Annotated in this window: 20 protein-coding genes, 1 tRNA gene and 1 pseudogene; 10 read left to right on the top strand and 12 right to left on the bottom strand. The window is 61.8% G+C overall.

All coding sequences use genetic code 11. The features are described from left to right. Positions 1–3: 3 nt before the first annotated feature. The 3 genes from cobT to AC1DLT_RS16440 all read right to left on the bottom strand — a co-directional run bounded on the left by cobT (position 4) and on the right by AC1DLT_RS16440 (position 3,603). A complete protein-coding gene (cobT, locus tag AC1DLT_RS16450) occupies positions 4–1,899 on the bottom strand; it encodes a cobaltochelatase subunit CobT (RefSeq protein ID WP_477487422.1) in 1,896 nt (631 codons plus the stop codon). Between the two features lie 14 nt (positions 1,900–1,913). After that, positions 1,914–2,906, bottom strand: a complete 993-nt coding sequence (gene cobS / locus AC1DLT_RS16445) for a cobaltochelatase subunit CobS (RefSeq protein WP_038546380.1) — start codon at positions 2,904–2,906, stop codon at positions 1,914–1,916. 61 nt (positions 2,907–2,967) lie between these two features. After that, positions 2,968–3,603, bottom strand: coding sequence for a J domain-containing protein (locus tag AC1DLT_RS16440; protein WP_038546382.1), 636 nt, complete (start codon positions 3,601–3,603; stop codon positions 2,968–2,970). 102 nt (positions 3,604–3,705) lie between these two features. Between AC1DLT_RS16440 and AC1DLT_RS16435 the strand changes: the two genes are divergently transcribed. Both AC1DLT_RS16435 and AC1DLT_RS16430 read left to right on the top strand, forming a co-directional pair. Next, entirely contained in the window at positions 3,706–3,987 is a 282-nt protein-coding gene (locus AC1DLT_RS16435) for a BolA family protein (protein ID WP_477487421.1), read from the top strand. A gap of 241 nt (positions 3,988–4,228) precedes the next feature. After that, positions 4,229–4,858, top strand: coding sequence for an inner membrane-spanning protein YciB (locus AC1DLT_RS16430; protein ID WP_477487420.1), 630 nt, complete (start codon positions 4,229–4,231; stop codon positions 4,856–4,858). A 50-nt stretch (positions 4,859–4,908) separates the two neighbouring features. Here the strand turns inward: AC1DLT_RS16430 and AC1DLT_RS16425 are convergent. The 3 genes and pseudogenes from AC1DLT_RS16425 to AC1DLT_RS16415 all read right to left on the bottom strand — a co-directional run. Next, positions 4,909–5,781 (bottom strand): annotated as a pseudogene (locus tag AC1DLT_RS16425) (HlyC/CorC family transporter); the annotation flags it as partial. Between the two features lie 11 nt (positions 5,782–5,792). After that, a complete protein-coding gene (gene aroB, locus AC1DLT_RS16420; RefSeq protein ID WP_477487419.1) occupies positions 5,793–6,935 on the bottom strand; it encodes a 3-dehydroquinate synthase in 1,143 nt (380 codons plus the stop codon). Further along, the gene (locus AC1DLT_RS16415) at positions 6,932–7,540 is read right to left on the bottom strand and encodes a shikimate kinase (RefSeq protein WP_038546387.1); all 609 of its coding nucleotides are present in this window, start codon (positions 7,538–7,540) and stop codon (positions 6,932–6,934) included. The genes aroB and AC1DLT_RS16415 overlap by 4 nt, the downstream gene beginning before the upstream one ends. 147 nt (positions 7,541–7,687) lie before the next feature. Between AC1DLT_RS16415 and AC1DLT_RS16410 the strand changes: the two genes are divergently transcribed. The 5 genes from AC1DLT_RS16410 to AC1DLT_RS16390 all read left to right on the top strand — a co-directional run bounded on the left by AC1DLT_RS16410 (position 7,688) and on the right by AC1DLT_RS16390 (position 11,517). Next, positions 7,688–7,846 carry a hypothetical protein gene (locus AC1DLT_RS16410; protein WP_038546390.1) on the top strand — a complete coding sequence of 53 codons (159 nt, stop codon included), beginning with the start codon at positions 7,688–7,690 and terminating at the stop codon, positions 7,844–7,846. A gap of 11 nt (positions 7,847–7,857) precedes the next feature. Further along, positions 7,858–8,802 carry a site-specific tyrosine recombinase XerD gene (gene xerD, locus AC1DLT_RS16405; protein ID WP_477487418.1) on the top strand — a complete coding sequence of 315 codons (945 nt, stop codon included), beginning with the start codon at positions 7,858–7,860 and terminating at the stop codon, positions 8,800–8,802. Positions 8,803–8,865: 63 nt separating this feature from the next. Continuing rightward, a complete protein-coding gene (locus AC1DLT_RS16400) occupies positions 8,866–9,819 on the top strand; it encodes an acetyl-CoA carboxylase carboxyltransferase subunit alpha (protein ID WP_038546395.1) in 954 nt (317 codons plus the stop codon). Between the two features lie 181 nt (positions 9,820–10,000). Next, positions 10,001–11,287 carry a L,D-transpeptidase family protein gene (locus AC1DLT_RS16395; protein WP_477487417.1) on the top strand — a complete coding sequence of 429 codons (1,287 nt, stop codon included), beginning with the start codon at positions 10,001–10,003 and terminating at the stop codon, positions 11,285–11,287. Beyond that, positions 11,284–11,517, top strand: a complete 234-nt coding sequence (locus tag AC1DLT_RS16390; RefSeq protein WP_247136370.1) for a sulfurtransferase TusA family protein — start codon at positions 11,284–11,286, stop codon at positions 11,515–11,517. Before AC1DLT_RS16395 ends, AC1DLT_RS16390 begins: the two co-directional genes overlap by 4 nt. A 6-nt stretch (positions 11,518–11,523) precedes the next feature. On the opposite strand, the gene AC1DLT_RS16385 is transcribed toward AC1DLT_RS16390, so the two are convergent. After that, positions 11,524–12,699: a CobW family GTP-binding protein gene (locus AC1DLT_RS16385; RefSeq protein WP_477487416.1), complete on the bottom strand. Its 1,176-nt coding sequence runs from the start codon at positions 12,697–12,699 to the stop codon at positions 11,524–11,526. A gap of 13 nt (positions 12,700–12,712) precedes the next feature. Beyond that, entirely contained in the window at positions 12,713–13,789 is a 1,077-nt protein-coding gene (locus AC1DLT_RS16380) for a D-alanyl-D-alanine carboxypeptidase family protein (RefSeq protein ID WP_477487456.1), read from the bottom strand. Positions 13,790–13,989: 200 nt separating this feature from the next. Between AC1DLT_RS16380 and AC1DLT_RS16375 the strand changes: the two genes are divergently transcribed. Both AC1DLT_RS16375 and AC1DLT_RS16370 read left to right on the top strand, forming a co-directional pair. Next, a complete protein-coding gene (locus tag AC1DLT_RS16375; RefSeq protein ID WP_477487415.1) occupies positions 13,990–15,153 on the top strand; it encodes a M20 aminoacylase family protein in 1,164 nt (387 codons plus the stop codon). A gap of 55 nt (positions 15,154–15,208) precedes the next feature. After that, positions 15,209–15,285: transfer RNA gene (locus tag AC1DLT_RS16370), tRNA-Arg, on the top strand. Positions 15,286–15,292: 7 nt separating this feature from the next. Here AC1DLT_RS16370 and AC1DLT_RS16365 read toward each other — a convergent pair. Both AC1DLT_RS16365 and AC1DLT_RS16360 read right to left on the bottom strand, forming a co-directional pair. Further along, on the bottom strand, positions 15,293–15,832 hold the full coding sequence (locus tag AC1DLT_RS16365; protein WP_477487414.1) for a DUF2937 family protein: 540 nt from the start codon (positions 15,830–15,832) through the stop codon (positions 15,293–15,295). Positions 15,833–15,886: 54 nt separating this feature from the next. Then, the gene (locus AC1DLT_RS16360) at positions 15,887–17,104 is read right to left on the bottom strand and encodes an FAD-dependent oxidoreductase (protein WP_477487413.1); all 1,218 of its coding nucleotides are present in this window, start codon (positions 17,102–17,104) and stop codon (positions 15,887–15,889) included. Between the two features lie 133 nt (positions 17,105–17,237). On the opposite strand from AC1DLT_RS16360, the gene dxr reads away from it, so the two are divergent. Next, the gene (gene dxr, locus AC1DLT_RS16355; protein WP_477487412.1) at positions 17,238–18,425 is read left to right on the top strand and encodes a 1-deoxy-D-xylulose-5-phosphate reductoisomerase; all 1,188 of its coding nucleotides are present in this window, start codon (positions 17,238–17,240) and stop codon (positions 18,423–18,425) included. 36 nt (positions 18,426–18,461) lie between these two features. On the opposite strand, the gene hemA is transcribed toward dxr, so the two are convergent. Further along, entirely contained in the window at positions 18,462–19,676 is a 1,215-nt protein-coding gene (gene hemA / locus AC1DLT_RS16350; protein ID WP_038546420.1) for a 5-aminolevulinate synthase, read from the bottom strand. 224 nt (positions 19,677–19,900) lie between these two features. After that, positions 19,901–20,698, bottom strand: coding sequence for an FAD binding domain-containing protein (locus AC1DLT_RS16345; protein WP_477487411.1), 798 nt, complete (start codon positions 20,696–20,698; stop codon positions 19,901–19,903). Position 20,699: the final 1 nt, after the last annotated feature.

Genomic DNA, 20,699 nt, shown 5'->3' with positions numbered 1-20,699 from the left:
ACCTCAGCTGGCCCGTCGCATGCGGCCCTGCTGCCTGCCGTTTTCCGCAAACAGCTCGGCAAGCTGCTCGGTCATTGCCCCGGCAAGCTCGTCCGCATCGACGATGGTCACGGCCTTGCGATAGTAGCGCGTGACGTCGTGGCCGATACCGATTGCGAGCAGTTCGACCGGCGAGCGCGTCTCGATCTGTTCGATCACGGCGCGAAGATGTCGCTCGAGATAATTACCCGGGTTGACCGACAGCGTCGAATCGTCGACCGGCGCGCCATCCGAGATCATCATCAGGATCTTGCGCTGCTCGCGGCGGGCGATCAGACGGTTATGCGCCCACATCAGCGCTTCGCCGTCGATGTTTTCCTTGAGTAGGCCTTCCCGCATCATCAGGCCGAGATTGCGGCGCGAGCGGCGCCACGGTGCATCGGCTGACTTGTAGACGATATGGCGCAGGTCGTTGAGGCGGCCGGGCGTCGGCGGCTTGCCGCTCGCCAGCCACTTTTCGCGCGCCTGCCCGCCCTTCCAGGCCTTGGTGGTAAAGCCGAGGATCTCGACCTTGACGCCGCAGCGCTCCAGCGTGCGGGCAAGGATGTCGGCGCAGGTGGCGGCGACCGTAATCGGCCGGCCACGCATCGAGCCGGAATTGTCGATGACGAGAGTGACGACCGTATCGCGGAACTGCGTGTCGCGCTCCTTCTTGAAGGAGAGCGGCTGCATTGGATCGATGATCAGGCGCACCAGACGGGCCGGATCGAGATACCCCTCTTCGAGATCGAAGTCCCAGGAGCGGTTCTGCTGCGCCATCAGGCGGCGCTGCAGCCGGTTGGCAAGCCGGCCAACGGCGCCCTGAAGGTGGGCGAGCTGCTTGTCGAGGAAGGCCCGCAACCGGTCGAGTTCCGCTTCGTCGCAAAGCTCTTCGGCCGTGATTTCCTCGTCGAATTCCTGGGTGAAGATCTTGTAGTCGACCTTCTCGTTGAAATCGTCGAACGGGCTGTTGGGCCGCCGGGTCTCGCCGGGCGTCTCGGAATGTTCGTCGCTATCGTCCGACATGTCGTCGTCGGACATTTCCGCGCCGTCCATCTCGCCGTCGTCCATTTCCTCGTCGGAAGCGTCGCTCTGCTCGGCAGGTGCGGCGTCGGAGCCGGCTTCTTCCTCGACCTCGTCGTTCTCGGTCTCGTTGCTACGCGGCTGGTCTTCCTGGTCCGGGTTCTCCATCTCCTCCGGATCGGTATCGTCGTCGGCAAACTCCTCCGCCATCTGCATGGAGGTCAGCATGTGCCGCACCAGCTTGGCGAACGCCTGCTGGTCCTCGATCACGTTGCGGAGGTTGTCGAGATCGCCAGCCGCCTTGTCCTCGATGAACGGACGCCAGAGATCCAGCACCTTGCCGGCGCTCGGCGGCGGCTTGATGCCGGTCAGCTTCTCACGCACCAGCATGGCAACCGCTTCGCCGATCGGCGCGTCTTCCTGCCGTTCGACGCCAGAGAAATTCGCCTTCGAATATTTTTCGGCGTGCATCGAACTGAGGTTCGACGCCATGCCCGCCATCCGCAATGCGCCGATCGATTCGACCCGCGCCTGCTCGACTGCATCGAAGACGACACGTGCATCGGCACTCTGCGGCGACATGCTGGCATGCACGTTGGTATCGTGGCAGGCGATCCGCAGCGCCATGGAATCGCCGAGCCCGCGGGTCACCGCGAGCTCGTGGGCCGTCGGTCGCTTGGAGATTTCCGGCAGGCGGATGCGCTCGCCGGCAAGGCCCGGACGCTCGTTGGCGAATGTGACCTCGACTTCCGCGTCGCCGGCAATCGACCTCACGCAGCCGGTAATTGCCCGCCGCAACGGTTCGGTATCGACCGGACCGCCGGATTTGGCTTTCGAATTGTCTCCGCGACCTGCCATGATCTCGTCTCCGCTTAGGCTCCGAGAACGATGTTGGCGGCACTTTCCTTCAGCTCGACGCCGAAGGCACGCTGGTACTGTTCGGCGACCAGCGTGCGTTCCAGTTCGTCGCACTTGTTGAGGAAGGTGATGCGGAAAGCAAACGCGATGTCACCGAAGATCTCGGCGTTTTCCGCCCAGGTGATGACGGTACGCGGGCTCATGACGGTCGAGAGATCGCCGTTGATGAACGCCGAACGGGTAAGATCCGCGACGCGCACCATCTTCGACACCGTCTCGCGACCCTCGGCCGTGCGACCGAAGGACTTGACCTTGGCGGCGACGATGTCGACTTCCTTCTGGTGCGGCAGATAGTTCAGCGTCGTCACGATCGACCAGCGGTCCATCTGCGCCTGGTTGATCTGCTGCGTGCCGTGGTAAAGGCCGGTCGTATCGCCGAGGCCGACCGTGTTGGCGGTCGCGAAGATGCGGAATGCCGGGTGAGGACGGATGACACGGCTCTGGTCGAGCAGGGTCAGGCGGCCGGAGGATTCCAGAACGCGCTGGATGACGAACATGACGTCCGGGCGGCCGGCATCGTATTCGTCGAAGACGAGCGCGACATTGTGCTGGTAGGCCCAGGGCAGGATGCCGTCCTTGAATTCGGTGACCTGCTTGCCATCCTTCAGCACGATCGCGTCCTTGCCGACGAGATCGATACGGCTGACATGGCTGTCGAGGTTGATACGCACGCACGGCCAGTTGAGGCGAGCTGCAACCTGCTCGATATGGGTGGACTTGCCGGTGCCGTGGAAGCCGGACACCATGACGCGTCGGTTATGTGCAAAGCCGGCGAGAATGGCGAGCGTCGTATCGCGGTCGAACAAGTAGTCCGGGTCGAGATCCGGTACGTAGGGGTCGCCGCTGCTATATGCCGGAACCCTGATATCGCTGTCGATGCCGAAGACTTCCCTGACCGAAACGGTGGTGTCGGGAAGGTTGGAAATATCTAGATCAATCTTACTCATCGTCTCTCCAAGGCGCGAGCCGCCGCCCGGCCGTCATCCTTACTGCCATAATTTTTACGGCTTAGCAGAAACCCGCCTGCTTCAACAACTGATATGCTTGAATGACGGCACGAAAACGTTCTTCCGAACCGCGGTCGCCGCCATTCGCATCCGGATGGTGTTTCTTGACCAGTTCCTTGTAGCGGGTCTTGATCTCCGCCGCGGACGCATTGGCCGCCAACTCCATCGTATCGAAGGCTTTGGCTTCCAATGTCTTCAGCTTGCGCCCCTGCGTCTGGAAACGGGGGCCCGCCGCCCGCGCACTGGACACGAAGCCGAACGGATCCCTGAAGCGCTGCTGGGCGCCGGTGGCGCCGGCAGCCCCCGAACGCGCCGTCGAATGAAGCGGGGCATCCTTGGCGGCCTTGTTGACGCCGACGGTCCAGGTCGGACGATGGCCGGTGATCGCCTCCTTCTGGTAACGGGCGATCTCGCTGTCCGAGAGGCCGGAAAAATAGTTGTAGCCCTTGTTGTATTCCCTGACGTGTTCGAAACAGAACAGAAAGAACTGGCCTTCCGCGTTGCGGCCAACGGGTGCACGATGGACGCCGGGTTTGTCGCACCCGTCCCATTGGCAAGTAGGCGCTTCAGGCACAGCTTCCTGCTGCCTGTTCTTGCGCGTACGGATGCGGTCGAAATATTTGGAATCTAGTTTCATAAGGCCCTCATTATGGGGCGACGAAGAGGGCGCGGCAAGAATTGACAAAATCCTTTCTTACTGGTTTGTGAGATGCCCTTTTGCGTCGCAACGGAGACCGCGATGTCCGTCAAATCCCGAATCGAAATCACGCTTACCGACAATCTTGAGCCGGAACGGCTGGTCGTCATCGATGAAAGCCATCAGCACGCCGGCCATCAGCCCGACATCACCGGAACCGGCGAAACCCATATGCGGGTCCGCATCGTTTCGAAAAAATTTTCCGGAATGAGCCGGATCGACCGGCATCGGACGGTGAATGCCCTGCTGAAGCCGGAACTCGACGCCGGCCTCCACGCGCTGGCGGTCGAAGCCTCGGCACCGGGCGAACCGACGCGCTGGTGACAGGGCTTAGATAGGGATGGCGGAGCGAGAGGCCAAGGTACGGGCATCACGCATTGTGGGATATCGCTTTGGCCGACCTGCACCGCTTCCCGATAGCTGACGAGGCAGCGGTCGATTGACGCCCAGAAGCTGACATTGCTCCTTCTGAAGCAAAAGGATATTTGAGATCTGCATTGGGGAATGAGGCGCTGCGCCAACAGGCGACATTTTCTGCAGCAGTCGTCACAAGGGCCAGCAGCCAATGAAAGCTTTCCTGCAAACGATCAGATTGTTGCTCAGCGATCTGGCCTCAAGCCTGCTCTTTCTCGTCCTGTTCTCCCTGACCCATAATGCCGTTCTTTCGGCTTGCCTCGGAATGTTGCTTGGACTTATTCAGATCGCGGTGCAGTTTGCCCGGCGGAAGCCGATCGACGTCATGGAATGGGTCAGCCTTTTCCTAGTAATCGCGTCAGGCACCGCAACGGTGTTGACGGACGACCCGCGCTTTGTCCTGTTCAAGCCAAGCGCGATTTACGCGATCATCGGCATTGTGATGCTGAGGCCCGGCTGGATGAACCGCTACCTGCCTCCGATTGCAAGGGCTGTCGCCTCCGATATCGCGACTTATGTGGGTTTCGCGTGGGCAGGTCTCATGTTTATCTCCGCCATGTTGAATGCTTATCTGGCGGTGAGCAAAGACGTGGCAACCTGGGCCCTGACCATGACGATCTTTGGAATTGCCAGCAAAGTGGTTCTATCCATAGCCGGATTTGCTACAATACGTCTCACCGCGCGGCAGCGGATTCGCGCCATGCCGGTCAACGAGCGCGAAGACCTGCTGATTTCGACAGGGTGGCAAGCCAAATCATCAACGTTGCCGAAGTCTGCCTAGGGCGGAAAGCCGGCAATTCCAGCGCTTGAAAGCCTTTCGCAACACGAAAGCTACTCCGCCGGCAGCGACACATCTTCAGCCGGGCGTATCCTCAGCCTCGTAATCCGGTTCTTCTCCCGTTTCATGACCGTGAAGCGCTTGCCATAGAACGTAAACGCCTGCCGCTCCTCCGGGATCAGCTTCGATTCGTGGATAACGAGGCCGGCGATCGTCGTCGCCTCCTCATCCGGCAGGCTCCAGTCGAGTGCGCGGTTCAGATCGCGGATCGGCACCGAACCGTCGACGACGATCGAACCGTCCGCCTCCTGGCGCACGCCCTGGATCTCGATATCGTGTTCGTCGGCAATGTCGCCGACGATCTCCTCAAGGATGTCTTCGAGCGTGACGATGCCCTGTACCTCGCCATATTCGTCGACGACGACCGCGAAATGCCCCTTGCGTCGCAGGAAGGCGCTGAGCTGGTCCTTGAGGCTGGTGCTGTCCGGCACGAACCACGGCTTCTGGGCGATCTTGACGATGTCGAGGTTTTCCGGCTCGACATTCGGCTCGGCGAGCGCCCGCAGCAGATCCTTGGCGTGGACGACGCCGATGATGTTCTCGGTCGAATTGCGCCAGAGCGGCATGCGCGTATAGGGGCTTTCGAGGACGGTGCGCACCGCCACTTCCGGCGGGTCGTCGGCATTGACCGCCCGCATGACCGTGCGGTGCCGCATCACGTCGGAGACTTCGAGCTCCTCGAGTTCGAAGAGGCCGTTCAGGCGGTCGCGGTCCTGTTTTTCGAAATTTCCGTCGCGATGAACGATATCGAGAGCGGCGTGCAGATCGTCATGGCTGGAAAGCGCCAGGGTCTGTTCCGACAGGGAAACGCCGAGCGCGCGAAGAAACCCGCGGATCACCGCGTTGACAGCACGCGACTTGAGGCCCTGTTTGGACGTCATTTCGGCCGTTTTTCCTCCAGGAAACTCAAGACCTCGGACGACGGCACGTCGTTGGCGACGAAGGACTGGCCGATGCCATGGGTGAGGATGAAGGTGAGCTTGCCGCTCATCACTTTCTTGTCCTGCGCAATTGCATCGAGCAGCTTTTCGGTCGGCGGCAGTTTTCCGGGAATATCGCTCATCGACGTCGGCAGGCCGACGGCCTTGAGATGGGCCGTCACCCGCGCCGCGTCGTCCGGGCTTGCAAGGTTCAGGCGCGCCGAGAACTGATGTGCCAGCACCATGCCGATCGCCACGCCCTCACCGTGCACCAGACGGCTGCTGTCGTATTCCGTTGCAGCCTCCAGCGCGTGGCCGAACGTGTGGCCGAGATTGAGCAACGCCCGCCGGCCGGTCTCGCGCTCGTCCTCGACCACCACGTCGGATTTCGCCTGGCAGCTGATGGCAATCGCCTCGATCCGCTCCGGACCGCCGGCAAATACGGCTTTCCAGTTCTTTTCGAGCCACGCGAAGAAATCCGGCTGGTCGATCAGTCCGTATTTCGCTACTTCCGCATAACCGGCCCGGAATTCGCGATGGGAGAGCGAATCAAGCACCGCGGTATCGGCGAGAACGAGGTCCGGCTGATGGAAGACGCCGAGCAGGTTCTTGCCGTGGCGGGTGTTGATACCGGTCTTGCCGCCGACAGACGAATCGACCTGCGCCAGAAGCGAGGTCGGGATCTGCACGAAGCGTACGCCGCGCCGCACGATGCCGGCCGCAAAACCGGCAAGATCGCCGATCACGCCGCCGCCGAGCGCTATCACCGCGTCGTTGCGTTCGATACGGGCCGACAGCACCATGTCGGTGACCGTTGCCAGATGTTCGAAACTCTTGGTCTTTTCGCCGGCCGGAAGCGTCAGCGACACGGCTTCGATCCCGTCCGTCTGCAGGCTGTCCATCAGCGCTTCGAGATAAAGCGGCGCGACGTGCTCGTCGGTGACGATGGCTGCCTTGCGGCCCTTCAGCCGCGCGGTGATCTCGCCGCCGGCACGCGTGATCAAGCCGGGGCCGATCAGGATGTCATAGGCCCGTTCGCCGAGCGGCACGTGCACCAAACGCTCGGCGTTACGGTCCTCGGATCGGGAAGACATGTTCATTGCAATTCACCTTCGCTGGGCAATTCATCTTCGCCGGACAGATTGGCCACCGCGGAGAGCACCTCGTTGACCACTACGTCCTTGCGGACATTTTCGGACCGCACCGTTACATCGGCCTCGGCATAGATCGGATAACGCTGGATCATCAGATTTTCGAGCGTCTGCTTCGGGTTCTCGGTCTTCAGCAACGGCCGGTGGTCGCGTTTGTTCACCCGTTCCCACAAAACGTCGAGGTCTGCTTTCAGCCAAATAGAAATGCCGCCGATCTTGATCTGGTGGCGGGTGTTCTCATTGATGAAGGCGCCGCCGCCGGTCGAAACCACGCGCGGGCCGCCCCTCAGCAGCCGCTCGATGACCCGGGTTTCCAATGCCCGGAACTCCGTCTCGCCGTAAGCCGCAAAAAGTTCGCTGATGGTCATGCGGGAAACCTTCTCGATCTCCGCATCCGTATCGATGAAGGGAATCGAAAGGTTCTGCGCCACCAGCCGGCCGATCGCCGATTTGCCTGCCCCCATCAGCCCGACGAAGATCAGGTTGCGCTTGCCGAGAACGGCGCGCGCCTTTTCGCTGAGGGCGGGTGCGGCGGAGGTTGCGGCTTCTGTCATCGTTAGGTCCGTTTCGAGAAAACGGTATCGACAAATGCATCGGCAGCGTCAAGCCGTCGCAACCCTCAAAGAATGCGGGGGATTGTTTGTTCTTGCCGATATGTAAACCTTTATCGATATATTGCGACGCAACCCCAGGAGTCGTGAATGCCCACCCTTTTCCGTTTCCTCTTCGTGCTGGCGGCGATCGCAGGCATCGTTTATGGAAGCATGGTGGCTCTCGTCATGCTGGTGGACCCACACGAGCGCGATGTGACGGTGCGCATTCCTTCCGAGAGGTTGAACCCGGCAGCGCCGAAACAATAACGGCAGGGAACATGGCCGATCTTTCCCGAGCTCATATCGAAGCCTTTCTCGAAATGATGAGCGCCGAGCGGGGAGCCGCCGGCAACACGCTCACCTCTTACGAACGCGATCTCGAAGATCTGCAGTCCTTCCTCGTTGCCAGCAACACCTCGGCCCTGACGGCTGAAAGCGCCAGTCTCTCCGCCTATCTCGCCCATCTCGGCGCCCAGGGTTTTGCCGCTTCGTCCCAGGCAAGAAAACTGTCGGCGATGCGGCAGTTCTACAAATTCCTCTATGCCGAGGGCCTGCGCGGCGATGACCCGACCGCGATCCTCGACGCGCCGAAAAAAGGCCGTTCGCTGCCGAAGATCATGAGCGAGGACGAGGTGACGCGCCTGCTGGACCTCGCTGCCAAGGAGGCCGGCGAACCCGGGCCGGACCAGCTCGGGCGTCTCAGAATGCTGGCGCTGCTCGAACTGCTCTACGCGACCGGCATGCGCGTCAGCGAACTGGTATCGCTGCCGATCAAGGTTCTCGACCAGGAGGGCCGTTTCCTGATCATCCGCGGCAAGGGTAACAAGGAGCGCCTCGTGCCGCTTTCCCGTTCGGCGATCGCGGCCGTCGCATCCTATGGCGAGGTCCGGCGGCTGGCACTCGCAAAGACCGACGACAGCCCGTGGCTGTTTCCTTCGGCCGGCAAAGGGGGCTATCTGCCGAGGCAGGTGTTTGCCCGCGACCTCAAGGGTCTGGCGGCGCGCGCCGGACTTAGGGCTACCGCGATATCTCCCCATGTGATGCGCCATGCCTTCGCAAGCCACCTCCTCCAGAACGGGGCAGACCTTCGTGTTGTGCAGGAACTGCTCGGCCATTCCGACATTTCCACCACTCAAATCTACACGCATGTACTGGAAGAAAGGCTGCGAGAGCTGGTTCAAACACACCACCCTCTTGCAAAACAGGCCAAAAACCGGGATTAGAGGCCCCAAACACAAAATGGGAACTCCGTGTTCCTGAGATAAAACAACCGGAAACCGGCTCTCATGCAGACTTATCTCGATTTCGAAAAGCCAATCTCGGATCTCGAAGGCAAGATTCACGAGCTTAAAAAGCTCGCCTCCGAGGACGAAAGCATCGATACGTCCGAGGAAATCGGCAGGTTGGAGACCCGGGTCAGGGAAGCCACAAGGGAAATCTATTCCAAGCTTGGCGCCTGGGAGAAAACGCAGGTCGCGCGCCATCCGCAGCGACCGCATTTCCTCGATTACTCCGCCCACTTGTTCACCGATTTCACGCCGCTCGCCGGCGACCGCAATTTCGGCGAGGACGCCGCCATCCAGGCCGGCCTTGCCCGCTTCAACGGCATGCCCGTCGCCGTCATCGGCCAGGAAAAGGGCCATGACACCAAGACGCGTCTCAAGCACAATTTCGGCAGCGCGCGTCCGGAAGGCTATCGCAAGGCAATCCGCGTCATGGAAATGGCCGATCGTTTCCACCTGCCGGTCATCACCCTCATCGACACTGCAGGCGCCTATCCCGGCGTCGGCGCCGAGGAACGCGGCCAGGCGGAGGCCATCGCGCGCTCGACTGAAATGTGCCTGGGCCTGAAGGTGCCGATGGTTTCGGTCGTGATCGGCGAAGGCGGCTCCGGCGGCGCGATTGCGATTGCCACCGGCAACCGCGTCTACATGCTCGAACATTCGATCTATTCGGTCATCTCCCCGGAAGGTGCTGCATCGATCCTCTGGCGCGATTCGACCCGCGCCCGCGAGGCTGCGACCAACATGAAGATCACCGCCGAAGACCTGAAGGGTCTCGGCATCATCGACGACATCATCCCGGAGCCGGTCGGCGGGGCGCATCGCGAGCCCGAGGCCGTCATCACCGCGACGGGCAAGGTCATCGCTTCGGCGCTGGAAGATCTCGGCAGGCTTTCGGGCGAGGAAGTCCGGGCTGCACGCCGGCAGAAATTCCTCGATATCGGCCGTAATCTGTGATCTCCGGCTGTCCGCCGCTCAAATAGCCAAATTTGGCCATATTGCTGATAACATTGGGGCCTGGGCGGTTTTGCTGGACAGGCCGGCGCAAGCGGTTAAGAATATGTAAAGATTACCGCTTTATTCCTAGAAGTCCTGTACCGAATTCGTTCGTCGTTCCAAGTCTATGTGGTCCGTCTCGATGCGCCTGAAACACATCGCTTTCACTCTCCTCGTGGCAACAGCCCTGACGGGCTGCAACGATACGCTCGATTCCGCGAGCGTCGACCTGAAGAGCGTCAAGAACAAGGTCGAGCAGCCCCTGCCTTCAAGCATTCTCGCCGAGATGCAGAAGAAGGACATGCCGCGCAATTCGCCGATCATGATCCGCATCCTCAAGGAAGAGGGCAAGCTGGAGGTCTGGAAGGCGAGAGCTGACAACCGCTTCGAGGTGATCAAGAGCTACGACATCTGCGCCTGGTCCGGGAAGCTCGGCCCCAAGGTCAAGGAAGGCGACCGCCAGGCTCCGGAGGGCTTCTATAACCTGACGCCGGCGCATCTGAACCCGAATTCCAAATATTACCTCGCCATCAACACCGGCTTCCCGAACCGCTACGATGCCGCCAACGGCCGCAGCGGATCGAACTTGATGATCCACGGCGCCTGTTCATCCTCCGGCTGCTATTCGATGACCGACGAACAGGTCCTGGAAATCTATGCCTTCGCCCGTGACGCCTTCAAGGGCGGCCAGACCTCGGTGCAGTTGCAGGCGCTTCCCTTCCGCATGACCGCCGAAAACATGGCGCGTCACCGCGACAGCCAGAATTTCGACTTCTGGAAGATGCTGAAGACCGGCTACGATCATTTCGAGGTCACCAAGCGTCCGCCGGAAGTCAACGTCTGCGAAAAGAAGTATGTCTTCAACCAGCAGGCCGATAGCAACGGCACCTTCGCTCCCGCCTCAGCCTGCCCGCCCATGTCCACTCCGCCGGCCCTCTCGGCTGCGCTCACCTCCTACGAAAAGACCTACCAGGTGACTTACGCGAAGGCGCTGGAGAAGTTCGACGGCAAGGTCTGGTACGAGCCGACCGAAGCCGAACGCAAGGCAGTCGTCGCCGACAAGCGCAAGGGCCGCGATATCGCCTATGCGCCGACCGGAACCTCGCTCGAAGCCGGCAAGCTGCTGAGCCAGTCGGAATTCCAGCAGATGATGGAAAAGCGGATGGCCTCCCAGAACAAGCCGGCCAATACCGTGCTTGCCTCCGCCTCGCCCGTCACCTTCCGCGCCGGTTCCGCCGCCGATCGCATGAAGCAGGACCGCTTGCCGGCGGCGGGCGCACAGAGCACCGGTACGGTCCCGACCGTCACGACGGCGCAGGGCACCACCGCCACGGTTCCGATCCCGGCTCAGAACCCGCTCGCCTATGCGGCACCGCCGATCAGCGAGGAAAAGAAAAAGCCGTTCTGGAAATTCTGGAGCCAGGAATGAGCTTTGAGACCGCAGGCCTCTACGATCTGAGAGGCCTGAAGTGTCCCCTGCCCGTGCTGAAGACGCGGCGCCGGCTGAAAGGCATGCCAAGCGGCGCAGAGCTTGCGATCGAAACCACCGATCCCCTGGCCGGCATCGACATCCCGCATTTCTGCAATCAGGAAGGCCACGAACTGGTCCGCTCGGAAAAAACCGAGACGGGACACCGGTTTCTGATCCGCAAGGGTTGAGCGGGCCTACATCCGAAGGCCGGGAACGGCAAGCGGATTGTCCTCCAGCGCCGCGCGGTCCGGCCGGTCGACGCGGGGCTGGCCGGTGAATGCGGCAAAAAGATCCGAGACGAAAGCTTCTTCCAACCCTTGAGTGATCAGCACCATGCGGGTGCGCCGGTCGGAGCCGTCAGGCCATTTCGGCAGGCGCTGCGGCGGATGGAAGACGCTCTGCACCCCGTGCAGCACCAGCGGACGATCGGGATCATCCGATAGTGCCACGATCGCCTTCATCCGGAGCAGCTTCTCACCATGCGCCGAGCGCAGCAGGTCGATGAACATCTCGATCGCCATCGGATCGATCGGCCTCTCGTGGATGATCGAGAAGGAGCGGATGTCGTCGCCGTGGCGGTTCACGTCATGATGATGGTGGTGATGGCCATGCCCGTGGTGCTCGTGGCCATGGTGATGATCATCGTGGTGGTCATGACCATGATCGTGATGATGATGCTCTTTGGCATCGCTCGCCATCTCGTCGTGCAGCCAGCGATCGACATCGGCGATCTTCGTCGCCGGGTCGTAGAGGCCGTTCACCAGAATGGTGGCCGTGCCGGCCTCCTCACTGTCTCCATCGACGACCAGCGCCCGCGGATTGAGCGCGGCGAGCCGGCTTTTCAGCGCCGCCAGCTGGGAAGCGTCCGCCATTGACTGTTTGGAGATGATCAGCCGGTCGGCCACCGCCACCTGCTTCACCGCCTCCTGATGACGGTCGAGCGTGGAGACGCCGTTCACCGCATCAACCACCGTGATGACGCCGTCGAGCTCGAAATTCTGCGCGATGACCGGGTTACCCATCACCGACTGCATGACCGGCGCAGGATCCGCAAGGCCCGTCGTTTCGATGACGATGCGGCGGATCGGCCTCAGGCGGCCGGTCTGGATGCCGTCCATGATCGAAGCGAGCGAATCCACCAGTTCGCCGCGCACCGTGCAGCAGAGGCAGCCATTGGCAATCTCCAGCAGCGCATCGCCGGACGCTTCGACCAGGAAGTTGTCGATCCCGACCTCGCCGAACTCGTTGATGATCACGGCCGTATCACTGGTGCCCGGATCCTTCAGGATGCGGTTCAGCAGGGTCGATTTTCCTGCGCCGAGAAACCCGGTGAGGATGGAGACGGGAATCCGGTTGCGGGCAGAGGACATGATCTATTCTCGTTCAGAATGTCGGACGCGGCTGCGGGATCGGCACATTGAGGGCATTTGCGGCAACCGCTGCCTTCTTGGCGCCCTTGGGCGGCGGCGGGGGAGCCTCGCCGCCGGAAAGTAAGGTCAGGGGCGTATAGACCGGCGGCTGTGCCATTTCATGGATATAGGGCGAATGCTGGATGGTGCGGCCCGCATCGTCACGCGTTTCGCTGCGCACTTTTGCGGCCTTCGGATTGCAGATCTCGGCGCTGACGTCGTTGACCTCAGCCGTGTCGCCATAGGGCGCGAGCGCCGGCAGTGCCACGCCCCCGGCCGTCGTCGAGGTCAGTCCCTGTTGCAGCAGGTTGGCGGTGTCGTCGGCTCGGCCGGCGAGGCTATCCGAACCCAGCACCACGGAAATCACCGAGCGGCCATCCCGCGTCGCGGAGCCGATCTGGTTGAACCCGGAGGCACAGATGAAGCCGGTCTTCATGCCGTCGGCGCCGTCGAACCGGCCGATCAGCGTGTTGAAATTGGGATATTGCTTGGTGCCGGTATCGATGCCCTCAAGCGAGAAATAGCTCTGATATTCGGGGAAATCCTGCTTGAGCCTCAGCGTCAGCAGCGCGAGATCCCGGGCGGTCGAGAACTGCCCCTTGCCCGGCAGGCCATGCGGATTGATGTATTGGGTCGAAGTCATGCCGAGCGCCTTGGCCTGGGCATTCATCATTGCCACGAACTGCTCCTGCGTGCCCCCGACAGCCTCGGCCACCGCGACCGCCATGTCATTGGCCGATTTCACGAGCATCATCTTCAGCGCGTTGTCCATCGTCATCGTCGTGCCGGGCGTGAAATACATCTTGCTCGCCGGCTGGTCGGTCGCCCACTTGCTCATCACCACCGGCGTCTCGAGCGAGAGCTTGCCGCTCTTCAGGGCCTTGAAGGCGACGTAGGCGGTCATCAGCTTGGTCAGCGACGCCGGATACCATTTCAGGAAGGCGTCCTCATGGGCGATCACCTTGCCGGTCTTCGCATCGACAACGATCTTCGGATTGGCGGCTGCGCTGCCCGCGGATACGAAAAGCCCAATGGCCGTCACGGCAGAAATCAACCAGGTGGCAGACACGGATCGGAGGCTTGAAGTCGGCAAGGGTTTCCCTCGTTGTTACGGCTTTAACGAGTGTGGCGCATATGCGGCGTATGTGGCCAAGCAATGGCAAAGAAGATTGATTACGTCAATCATGACAGGCACACTCCGGCCGGGAGGACTTGTCATAACCGCGTGACCAGCCAGCAACAGGGAACATTATGCCGATTTTGAACCGAGCCGCCGAACTTCAGGGCGAAGTCAGCGAGTGGCGACGATATCTTCATGAAAATCCTGAGATTCTTTACGAGGTCGAGAACACCGCCTCCTTCGTGGAACAGAAGCTGAAGGAATTCGGCGTCGACGAAGTGGTGCCGGGCATCGGCCGCACCGGCGTCGTCGGCATCATTCGCGGAAAGGGCCCGGGCGGCCGCACGATCGGGCTCCGCGCCGACATGGACGCGCTGCCGCTCACCGAAATCACCGGCAAACCCTGGGCTTCGAAGACGCCCGGCAAGATGCACGCCTGCGGCCACGACGGCCACACGTCGATGCTCCTCGGTGCGGCGAAATACCTCGCGGAAACCCGCAATTTCAACGGCACCGTGGCACTCATCTTCCAGCCCGCCGAAGAGGGCGGCGCTGGCGCGCTGGCGATGGTCGAGGACGGCATGATGGAGCGTTTCGGCATCGAGGAAGTCTACGGCATGCACAACATGCCCGGCATTCCGCTCGGCCAGTTCGCCATCCGCAAGGGCGGCATCATGGCGGCACCCGACCGCTTCACCATCACCATCAAGGGTCGCGGCGGCCATGCGGCCCAGCCGCACAGGACCATCGACCCGATCTTCATCGGCTCGCAGCTGGTCGGCAGCCTGCAGGCGATCGCCGCCCGCAACGCAGACCCGGTCCACTCGGTCGTCATTTCGGTGACCCGCTTCGACGCCGGCACGGCCTATAACATCATTCCCGACCAGGCGACGCTCTGGGGCACGGTCCGGACGCTCAGCGAGGCGACCCGCGACCTTGCCGAAAACCGCATCCGCCAGATCGTCGAGGGTATCGTCAGTGCCCACGGCGCCGAGGCGGAGATCGATTATTACCGCCAGTGCCCGGTTACCTTCAATCATGACCTCGAAACGGAGCATGCGATCGGGGTCGCCACGGAAGTAGTCGGCGCCGCGAATGTCGACACCAATGTCGAGCCAACCATGGCCGGCGAGGATTTCGCCTTCATGCTGAAACGCCGCCCCGGCGCCTTCATCTTCATCGGCAACGGCGATACGGCAGCGCTGCACAACCCGCATTACGATTTCGACGACGAGGCGATTTCCTACGGCATTTCCTACTGGGTTCGGCTCGCCGAACAGCGGTTGACGGAATGAGGCAGAGGAAAAGGCTTGGCTAAACGCCTCGCCTTTTGTATGGAATTCCTCACGTGGTCCCATAGCTCAGCAGGATAGAGCGCAGGATTCCTAATCCTGAGGCCGATGGTTCGAATCCATCTGGGATCACCACCCTCTTTTATCGCGCAATCGTCGACGTCTGGTCCGTCCGTTTCGGCCGCCTTACCAAGCGAACGACGCCGCGGCGGGCGGCGCCGAGAAGTGCCGCGATCAGCCAGCCGCAGAAGAGCCCAGCCGCGGCCCAGGTGAGGCCTGCGAAATCGACCGGCACACCCGGCACGAAATCACGCCAGGCATTCGCAAACGTCGTCGAATCAGGATTGCGCATCACCACGAACGGCTTGGTGAACGGCGGCGCCAGGGTCAGCTCTTTCTGTTGCTCGGCGAGCATCTCGTAACGCGAAAAGGTCCGCCGCATCGCGTCGCCCTGATTGCGCAGGAAGATCTGCGGCGAGACGGAATAGATGTTGAGTGCTTCCTGGCGGTCGAGGCCGTTATGGTTGGCCTGGGCGTCGAATTCCGAGATCATGATCTTGAGCTCATCGAGCGCTCCGCCGATCCGCTGGCGGTATTGCTGCGCGAATTCCGGCGCCTGGGAAAAGAAGATCCCGCCAAGCAGCGCCATCGCCATCGTCAGCATTCGTCCAAGCATAAGCATGGCAAAACCTCGATTGTTTTGCCGATCAACGATGCCGGGCCGTCAAAGGTTGCCTCATTTCACCCGCACATGCTCCATGCGGAAACCGAGGCCGATCAGCCGGCCGGCGAGATGGGCAAGCAGCGGAAAACGGGCGATCCCCCGGATGAAGGCCGGCGGGCCCCGGCGCTTCCGGTCGTCTCCCTCATCAGTGCGCCGGCTGCTGCGCATCATCAACTGCAGCTTCTGCGTTGCCCTGGTTGGAAAACTGCGCCGCTTTTCGACGGCTGCGAGATCCGCGTCGGTCAGACGCTTGTCGCGCAGCGGTGCGGCCAGGATATTGGCGGCCGCTACCGCATCCTGGATCGCCAGATTGACGCCGACGCCGCCGATCGGCGACATCGCATGCGCCGCGTCGCCGATGCAGATCAACCCCGTCCGCCACCATTGCTTCAGCCGGTCGATCCGCACCGTCAGCAGGTTGGTATCCTCGAAACTGCGGACCTCCTGCGCCCGCTCGGCCGGCAGCGGCGAAACGTCGATCACCATCTGCCGAAAAGCCTCGATGCCCCTCTCGCGGATGTCGGCGAACGTGGTGCGGCGGATGACATAACCGCATTGCCAATAGTCGCCGCGGTCGATCAGCACGAAACCCTGGCGCGGACCGGCATGACCCATCACCTCGTGGGGATCGCCCGGTTGTTTCGACAGCTTCATCCAGACGACTTCGCTCGGCATGCCGAAACTCTCGACATCGAGCCCGGCCCTTTCCCGCACGACCGAATTGCGGCCGTCGGCACCGGCGACAAGCGTCGAGCGGATGGTGAGCTCTCCTTCCGGCGTCTCCAGGATGAGGCCCGAAATTGCGCCTCGGTCCTCCAGCACGTCCACCACCTTCGCCCGCATGATCAGCCGGAAGTTCGGATAGCCCTGTGCCTTCTCGGCTAGAAAGCTCAAAAAATCCCATTGCGGCATGAAGGCGATGAAGCGGTTCCTGACCGGCAGTCGCGAAAAATCCGCGATGGTGATCGTCTTCCCACCCATTTCGGCGGAGAGTTTTGGCGCCCGCGTATGCGGCAGCGTCAGGAATTCGTCGATCAGGCCAAGTTCGTGCATCACCTCCAGCGTCGAGGGATGGATCGTGTCGCCGCGGAAATCGCGCAGGAAATCCGCGTGCTTTTCGACGACCGTGACATCGACTCCGGCGCGCGCCAGCAGGAGGCCGAGCATCAGCCCCGCCGGGCCGGCGCCGGCGATCACGCAAGTCGTCTGGATTTCACGGTGTTCGCTCATCGTCCCACTTCGCGCCAAGAGTACCCGTTGTGCAAGCTGCACTTGGTCGCAGCCGGGCCGAATTCAAGCCCGCTCTTGTGAGCCGTGGCTTTCGCTTGTAGACCAACGGCAGCTTTAGGAAATGGAAAACAGCATGGCCGAAACCGGCAAGCGCCGTATCAGCATCCTCGGTTCCACCGGCTCGATCGGCGTCAATACGTTGGATGTGGTGAACCAGCTCGGCGGCCGCGAAGCCTTCGAGGTCGTCGCCATCACCGGCAACAGTAATATCGCGCTTCTGGCGGACCAGGCGAAGGCCTGCGGCGCGAAACTCGCGGTTACCGCCGACGACCGCCAGTATGCGGCGCTGAAGGATGCGCTTGCCGGGAGCGGCATCGAAGTTGCGGCCGGCCGCGAGGCGCTGATCGAGGCGGGCGCGCGCCCGTCCGACTGGGTGATGGCGGCGATCGTCGGCACGGCCGGCCTTGCCCCGACGCTGGCCGCCGCCGAACGTGGCGCCGATATCGCGCTCGCCAACAAGGAATGCCTGGTCTCGGCCGGCGAACTGTTCGTCAGGGCGGTCACTGAGGGCGGCGGGCGGCTGATCCCGGTCGATAGCGAACACAGCGCCATCTTCCAATCGCTCGAAGACGACCAGCACCACGCGGTCGAGCGCATCGTGCTCACCGCCTCCGGCGGCCCCTTCCGCACCTGGACGCGCGAGCAGATGGCGGGCGTCACCGCGGATATCGCCCGCGCCCACCCCAACTGGTCGATGGGCCTGAAAATCTCGATCGGCAGCGCCTCGATGTTCAACAAGGCACTGGAGATGATCGAGGCGAAACATCTCTTCGATCTGCGCCCGGACCAGATCGAGGTGATCATCCATCCGCAGTCGGTCATCCATTCCATGGTCGGTTATGCCGACGGCTCGGTGCTGGCCCAGCTCGGCTGTCCGGACATGCGCACTGCGATCGGTTATGCGCTCAGCTACCCGAACCGCTCGAAGCTCGACGTCGAACGGCTGGATTTCGCAAAGCTCGCAAGGCTGGATTTCGAGGCCCCTGACGAGGTTCGTTTTCCGGCGCTAAGGCTGGCGCGCACCGCCCTCGAACGCGGTGGCGTACAGGGTGCGGTCATGAACGCCGCCGAAGAGATCGCCTTCCACGCCTTCTGCGCCGGCCGCATCGGTTTTCTCAACATGGCTGATATTGCCGAACAGGTGATGGATGAAATGGTGGGCTATCCGCCCGCAACGACGATGGATGGGGTATTTGCGGCCGATGCCGAGGCGCGGCGCCGCGCCGGAAAGATCGTCGCGCAAAAAGAAATGGCCGCGTGAGCGCGGCCATGCGTTATTCGGATCTTTGTTGATCGTTCAAGCCACGTGCCGCGCCAGCGCGCAACGCGACCAAAGCTGGTGCAGCGAGCCGACCAGGTGTTCGATATCGGCGTCGCTATGCAGCGGCGTCGGGGTGATGCGCAGGCGTTCGGTCTTGCGCGGCACGGTCGGATAGTTGATCGGCTGCACATAAACGCCGCAGGTATCGAGCAGGATATCCGAGATCCACTTGCACTTGGCCGCATCGCCGACCATGACCGGCACGATATGGCTCGGGTTGTGCATATGCGGAATGCCCTGTTGATCCAGCATCGTGCGCAGCTTGCGGACACGGTCCTGATGGCGGGCGCGCTCGAACGGGCTTGCCTTCAGATGCCGGATCGAGGCAATCGCCCCGGCTGCCAGAGCCGGCGGCAGGGCGGTCGTGAAGATGAAACCCGAGGCGAAAGAACGGATGAAGTCGCAGAGCGCAGTCGAAGCGGCGATATAACCGCCCATCACGCCGAAGGACTTGCCGAGCGTGCCTTCGATGATCGTCAGGCGGTCCATCAGGCCTTCGCGTTCGGCAATGCCGCCGCCGCGCGGGCCGTACATGCCGACCGCATGCACTTCGTCGAGATAGGTCATCGCGCCGTATTTATCGGCGAGGTCGCAGATTTCCTTGATCGGCGAAATGTCACCATCCATTGAATAGATGCTTTCGAAGGCGATCAGCTTCGGCGCATTCGGATCGGCTGCCGCCAGCTTTGCTTCGAGGTCATTGAGGTCGTTGTGCTTCCAGATCACCCGCTCGCACTTGGCGTAGCGAATGCCTTCGATCATCGACGCGTGGTTCAGCGCGTCGGAGAAGATGATCAGGCCGGGGATTTTCTGGCCGAGCGTGCCGAGCGTCGCCCAGTTCGACATATAGCCGGAATTGAAGATCAGCGCCGCTTCCTTGCCGTGCAGGTCCGCCAGTTCCTGTTCAAGAACCACGTGATAGTGCGTCGTGCCAGAAATATTCCGGGTGCCTCCCGCACCCGCGCCACAGTGATCGATGGCTTCTTTCATCGCCTCGATCACGGCGGGATGCTGGCCCATGCCGAGATAGTCGTTGGAACACCAGACGGTCACTTCCTTCGGACCATCGGGAGTATGACGCGTGGCGCGGGGAAAATTGCCGCGATGCCTCTCCAGATCGGCGAACACACGATAACGGCCTTCCCCGTGAAGGCCGTCCAGTTCGCTCTTGAAAAATGCCTCGAAGTCCATGCTCACACTCCAGAACCTACCTCGGTTTTGGTTTCAGCCACGCTTTTCGTCAACCCCGGACCGCGCGAATAGAACCAACCTGCGGCAAAAGGCCCGCTTTTTTTGAATTATTCCAATAAAAAGGTAAGCGATTTCGAAAATGTGAGAATTGATCCACGTCAAGCAGCAAAAAGAAGAGCGGTTCCGCCGCTCTTCCAGGTTTTTATCGGCGATCTCGATTCGCCTCAACCGGCAGACGCCACCGCCCTTTTCGCCATGACCTTCACGAGGTTGGCGCGGTATTCCGCGTTCGCGTGCATGTCCGCCATCAGGTTGGAGGCGTCGACCGCGACATTGCTCAGCGCATCTGCCGACCAGTTCGAACCAAGCGCCTGTTCAAAGCCGGGATGACGGAAAACGCCCGATGAGCCGGCGCCCGTCACCGCGACACGCACGCCGCCAGCGGTTTTGGCGACAAACACGCCGGTCATTGCAAAACGCGAGGCCGGATTGTTGAACTTGGCGTAGCCGGCCTTTTCCGGTGCATTGAAGGTGACCGAGGTCACCATCTCGCCCTCCTCCAGTGCGGTCTCGAAGAGACCGGTGAAGAAATCGTCGGCCGAGATCGAACGCCGGTCGGTGACGATTGTCGCGCCGAGCCCGAGCAGGCCGGCGGGATAGTCCGCCGCCGGGTCGTTGTTGGCGATCGAACCGCCGATCGTGCCCATGTGGCGCACATGCGGATCGCCGATATGGCCCGCAAGCTTGCAGATCGCCGGACAGATGGCCGCAAGCTCGCGCGAAGCCGCCACATCCGCATGCGGCGTGGCAGCCCCGATCGTCACCTTGCGGCCGTCGATCGAAATCCCGCGCAGCGTCGGGATATGGCGAAGGTCGATCAGGTCGCTCGGCGCGGCGAGCCGCTGTTTCATGGTGGCGATCAAGGTCATGCCGCCGGAAAGGTATTTGCCCTCCTCGTTGGCGGACTTGAGCTTGACGGCATCTTCCACCGAGGATGCACGATGATAGCTGGTAGCGTACATG

It is taken from the genome of Neorhizobium sp. 05N33 (assembly GCF_056397445.1).
Note: the sequence above shows the minus strand (reverse complement) of the source record. Positions and strands in the feature narration are given on the sequence as shown.

What these genes read in the sequence shown, in the direction of transcription:
- cobT (WP_477487422.1), bottom strand. Translation starts at nt 1,899, where the DNA reads ATGGCAGGTCGCGGAGACAATTCGAAAGCCAAATCCGGCGGTCCGGTC.
- cobS (WP_038546380.1), bottom strand. Translation starts at nt 2,906, where the DNA reads ATGAGTAAGATTGATCTAGATATTTCCAACCTTCCCGACACCACCGTT.
- AC1DLT_RS16440 (WP_038546382.1), bottom strand. Translation starts at nt 3,603, where the DNA reads ATGAAACTAGATTCCAAATATTTCGACCGCATCCGTACGCGCAAGAAC.
- AC1DLT_RS16435 (WP_477487421.1), top strand. Translation starts at nt 3,706, where the DNA reads ATGTCCGTCAAATCCCGAATCGAAATCACGCTTACCGACAATCTTGAG.
- AC1DLT_RS16430 (WP_477487420.1), top strand. Translation starts at nt 4,229, where the DNA reads ATGAAAGCTTTCCTGCAAACGATCAGATTGTTGCTCAGCGATCTGGCC.
- aroB (WP_477487419.1), bottom strand. Translation starts at nt 6,935, where the DNA reads ATGAACATGTCTTCCCGATCCGAGGACCGTAACGCCGAGCGTTTGGTG.
- AC1DLT_RS16415 (WP_038546387.1), bottom strand. Translation starts at nt 7,540, where the DNA reads ATGACAGAAGCCGCAACCTCCGCCGCACCCGCCCTCAGCGAAAAGGCG.
- AC1DLT_RS16410 (WP_038546390.1), top strand. Translation starts at nt 7,688, where the DNA reads ATGCCCACCCTTTTCCGTTTCCTCTTCGTGCTGGCGGCGATCGCAGGC.
- xerD (WP_477487418.1), top strand. Translation starts at nt 7,858, where the DNA reads ATGGCCGATCTTTCCCGAGCTCATATCGAAGCCTTTCTCGAAATGATG.
- AC1DLT_RS16400 (WP_038546395.1), top strand. Translation starts at nt 8,866, where the DNA reads ATGCAGACTTATCTCGATTTCGAAAAGCCAATCTCGGATCTCGAAGGC.
- AC1DLT_RS16395 (WP_477487417.1), top strand. Translation starts at nt 10,001, where the DNA reads ATGCGCCTGAAACACATCGCTTTCACTCTCCTCGTGGCAACAGCCCTG.
- AC1DLT_RS16390 (WP_247136370.1), top strand. Translation starts at nt 11,284, where the DNA reads ATGAGCTTTGAGACCGCAGGCCTCTACGATCTGAGAGGCCTGAAGTGT.
- AC1DLT_RS16385 (WP_477487416.1), bottom strand. Translation starts at nt 12,699, where the DNA reads ATGTCCTCTGCCCGCAACCGGATTCCCGTCTCCATCCTCACCGGGTTT.
- AC1DLT_RS16375 (WP_477487415.1), top strand. Translation starts at nt 13,990, where the DNA reads ATGCCGATTTTGAACCGAGCCGCCGAACTTCAGGGCGAAGTCAGCGAG.
- AC1DLT_RS16365 (WP_477487414.1), bottom strand. Translation starts at nt 15,832, where the DNA reads ATGCTTATGCTTGGACGAATGCTGACGATGGCGATGGCGCTGCTTGGC.
- AC1DLT_RS16360 (WP_477487413.1), bottom strand. Translation starts at nt 17,104, where the DNA reads ATGAGCGAACACCGTGAAATCCAGACGACTTGCGTGATCGCCGGCGCC.
- dxr (WP_477487412.1), top strand. Translation starts at nt 17,238, where the DNA reads ATGGCCGAAACCGGCAAGCGCCGTATCAGCATCCTCGGTTCCACCGGC.
- hemA (WP_038546420.1), bottom strand. Translation starts at nt 19,676, where the DNA reads ATGGACTTCGAGGCATTTTTCAAGAGCGAACTGGACGGCCTTCACGGG.
- AC1DLT_RS16345 (WP_477487411.1), bottom strand. Translation starts at nt 20,698, where the DNA reads ATGTACGCTACCAGCTATCATCGTGCATCCTCGGTGGAAGATGCCGTC.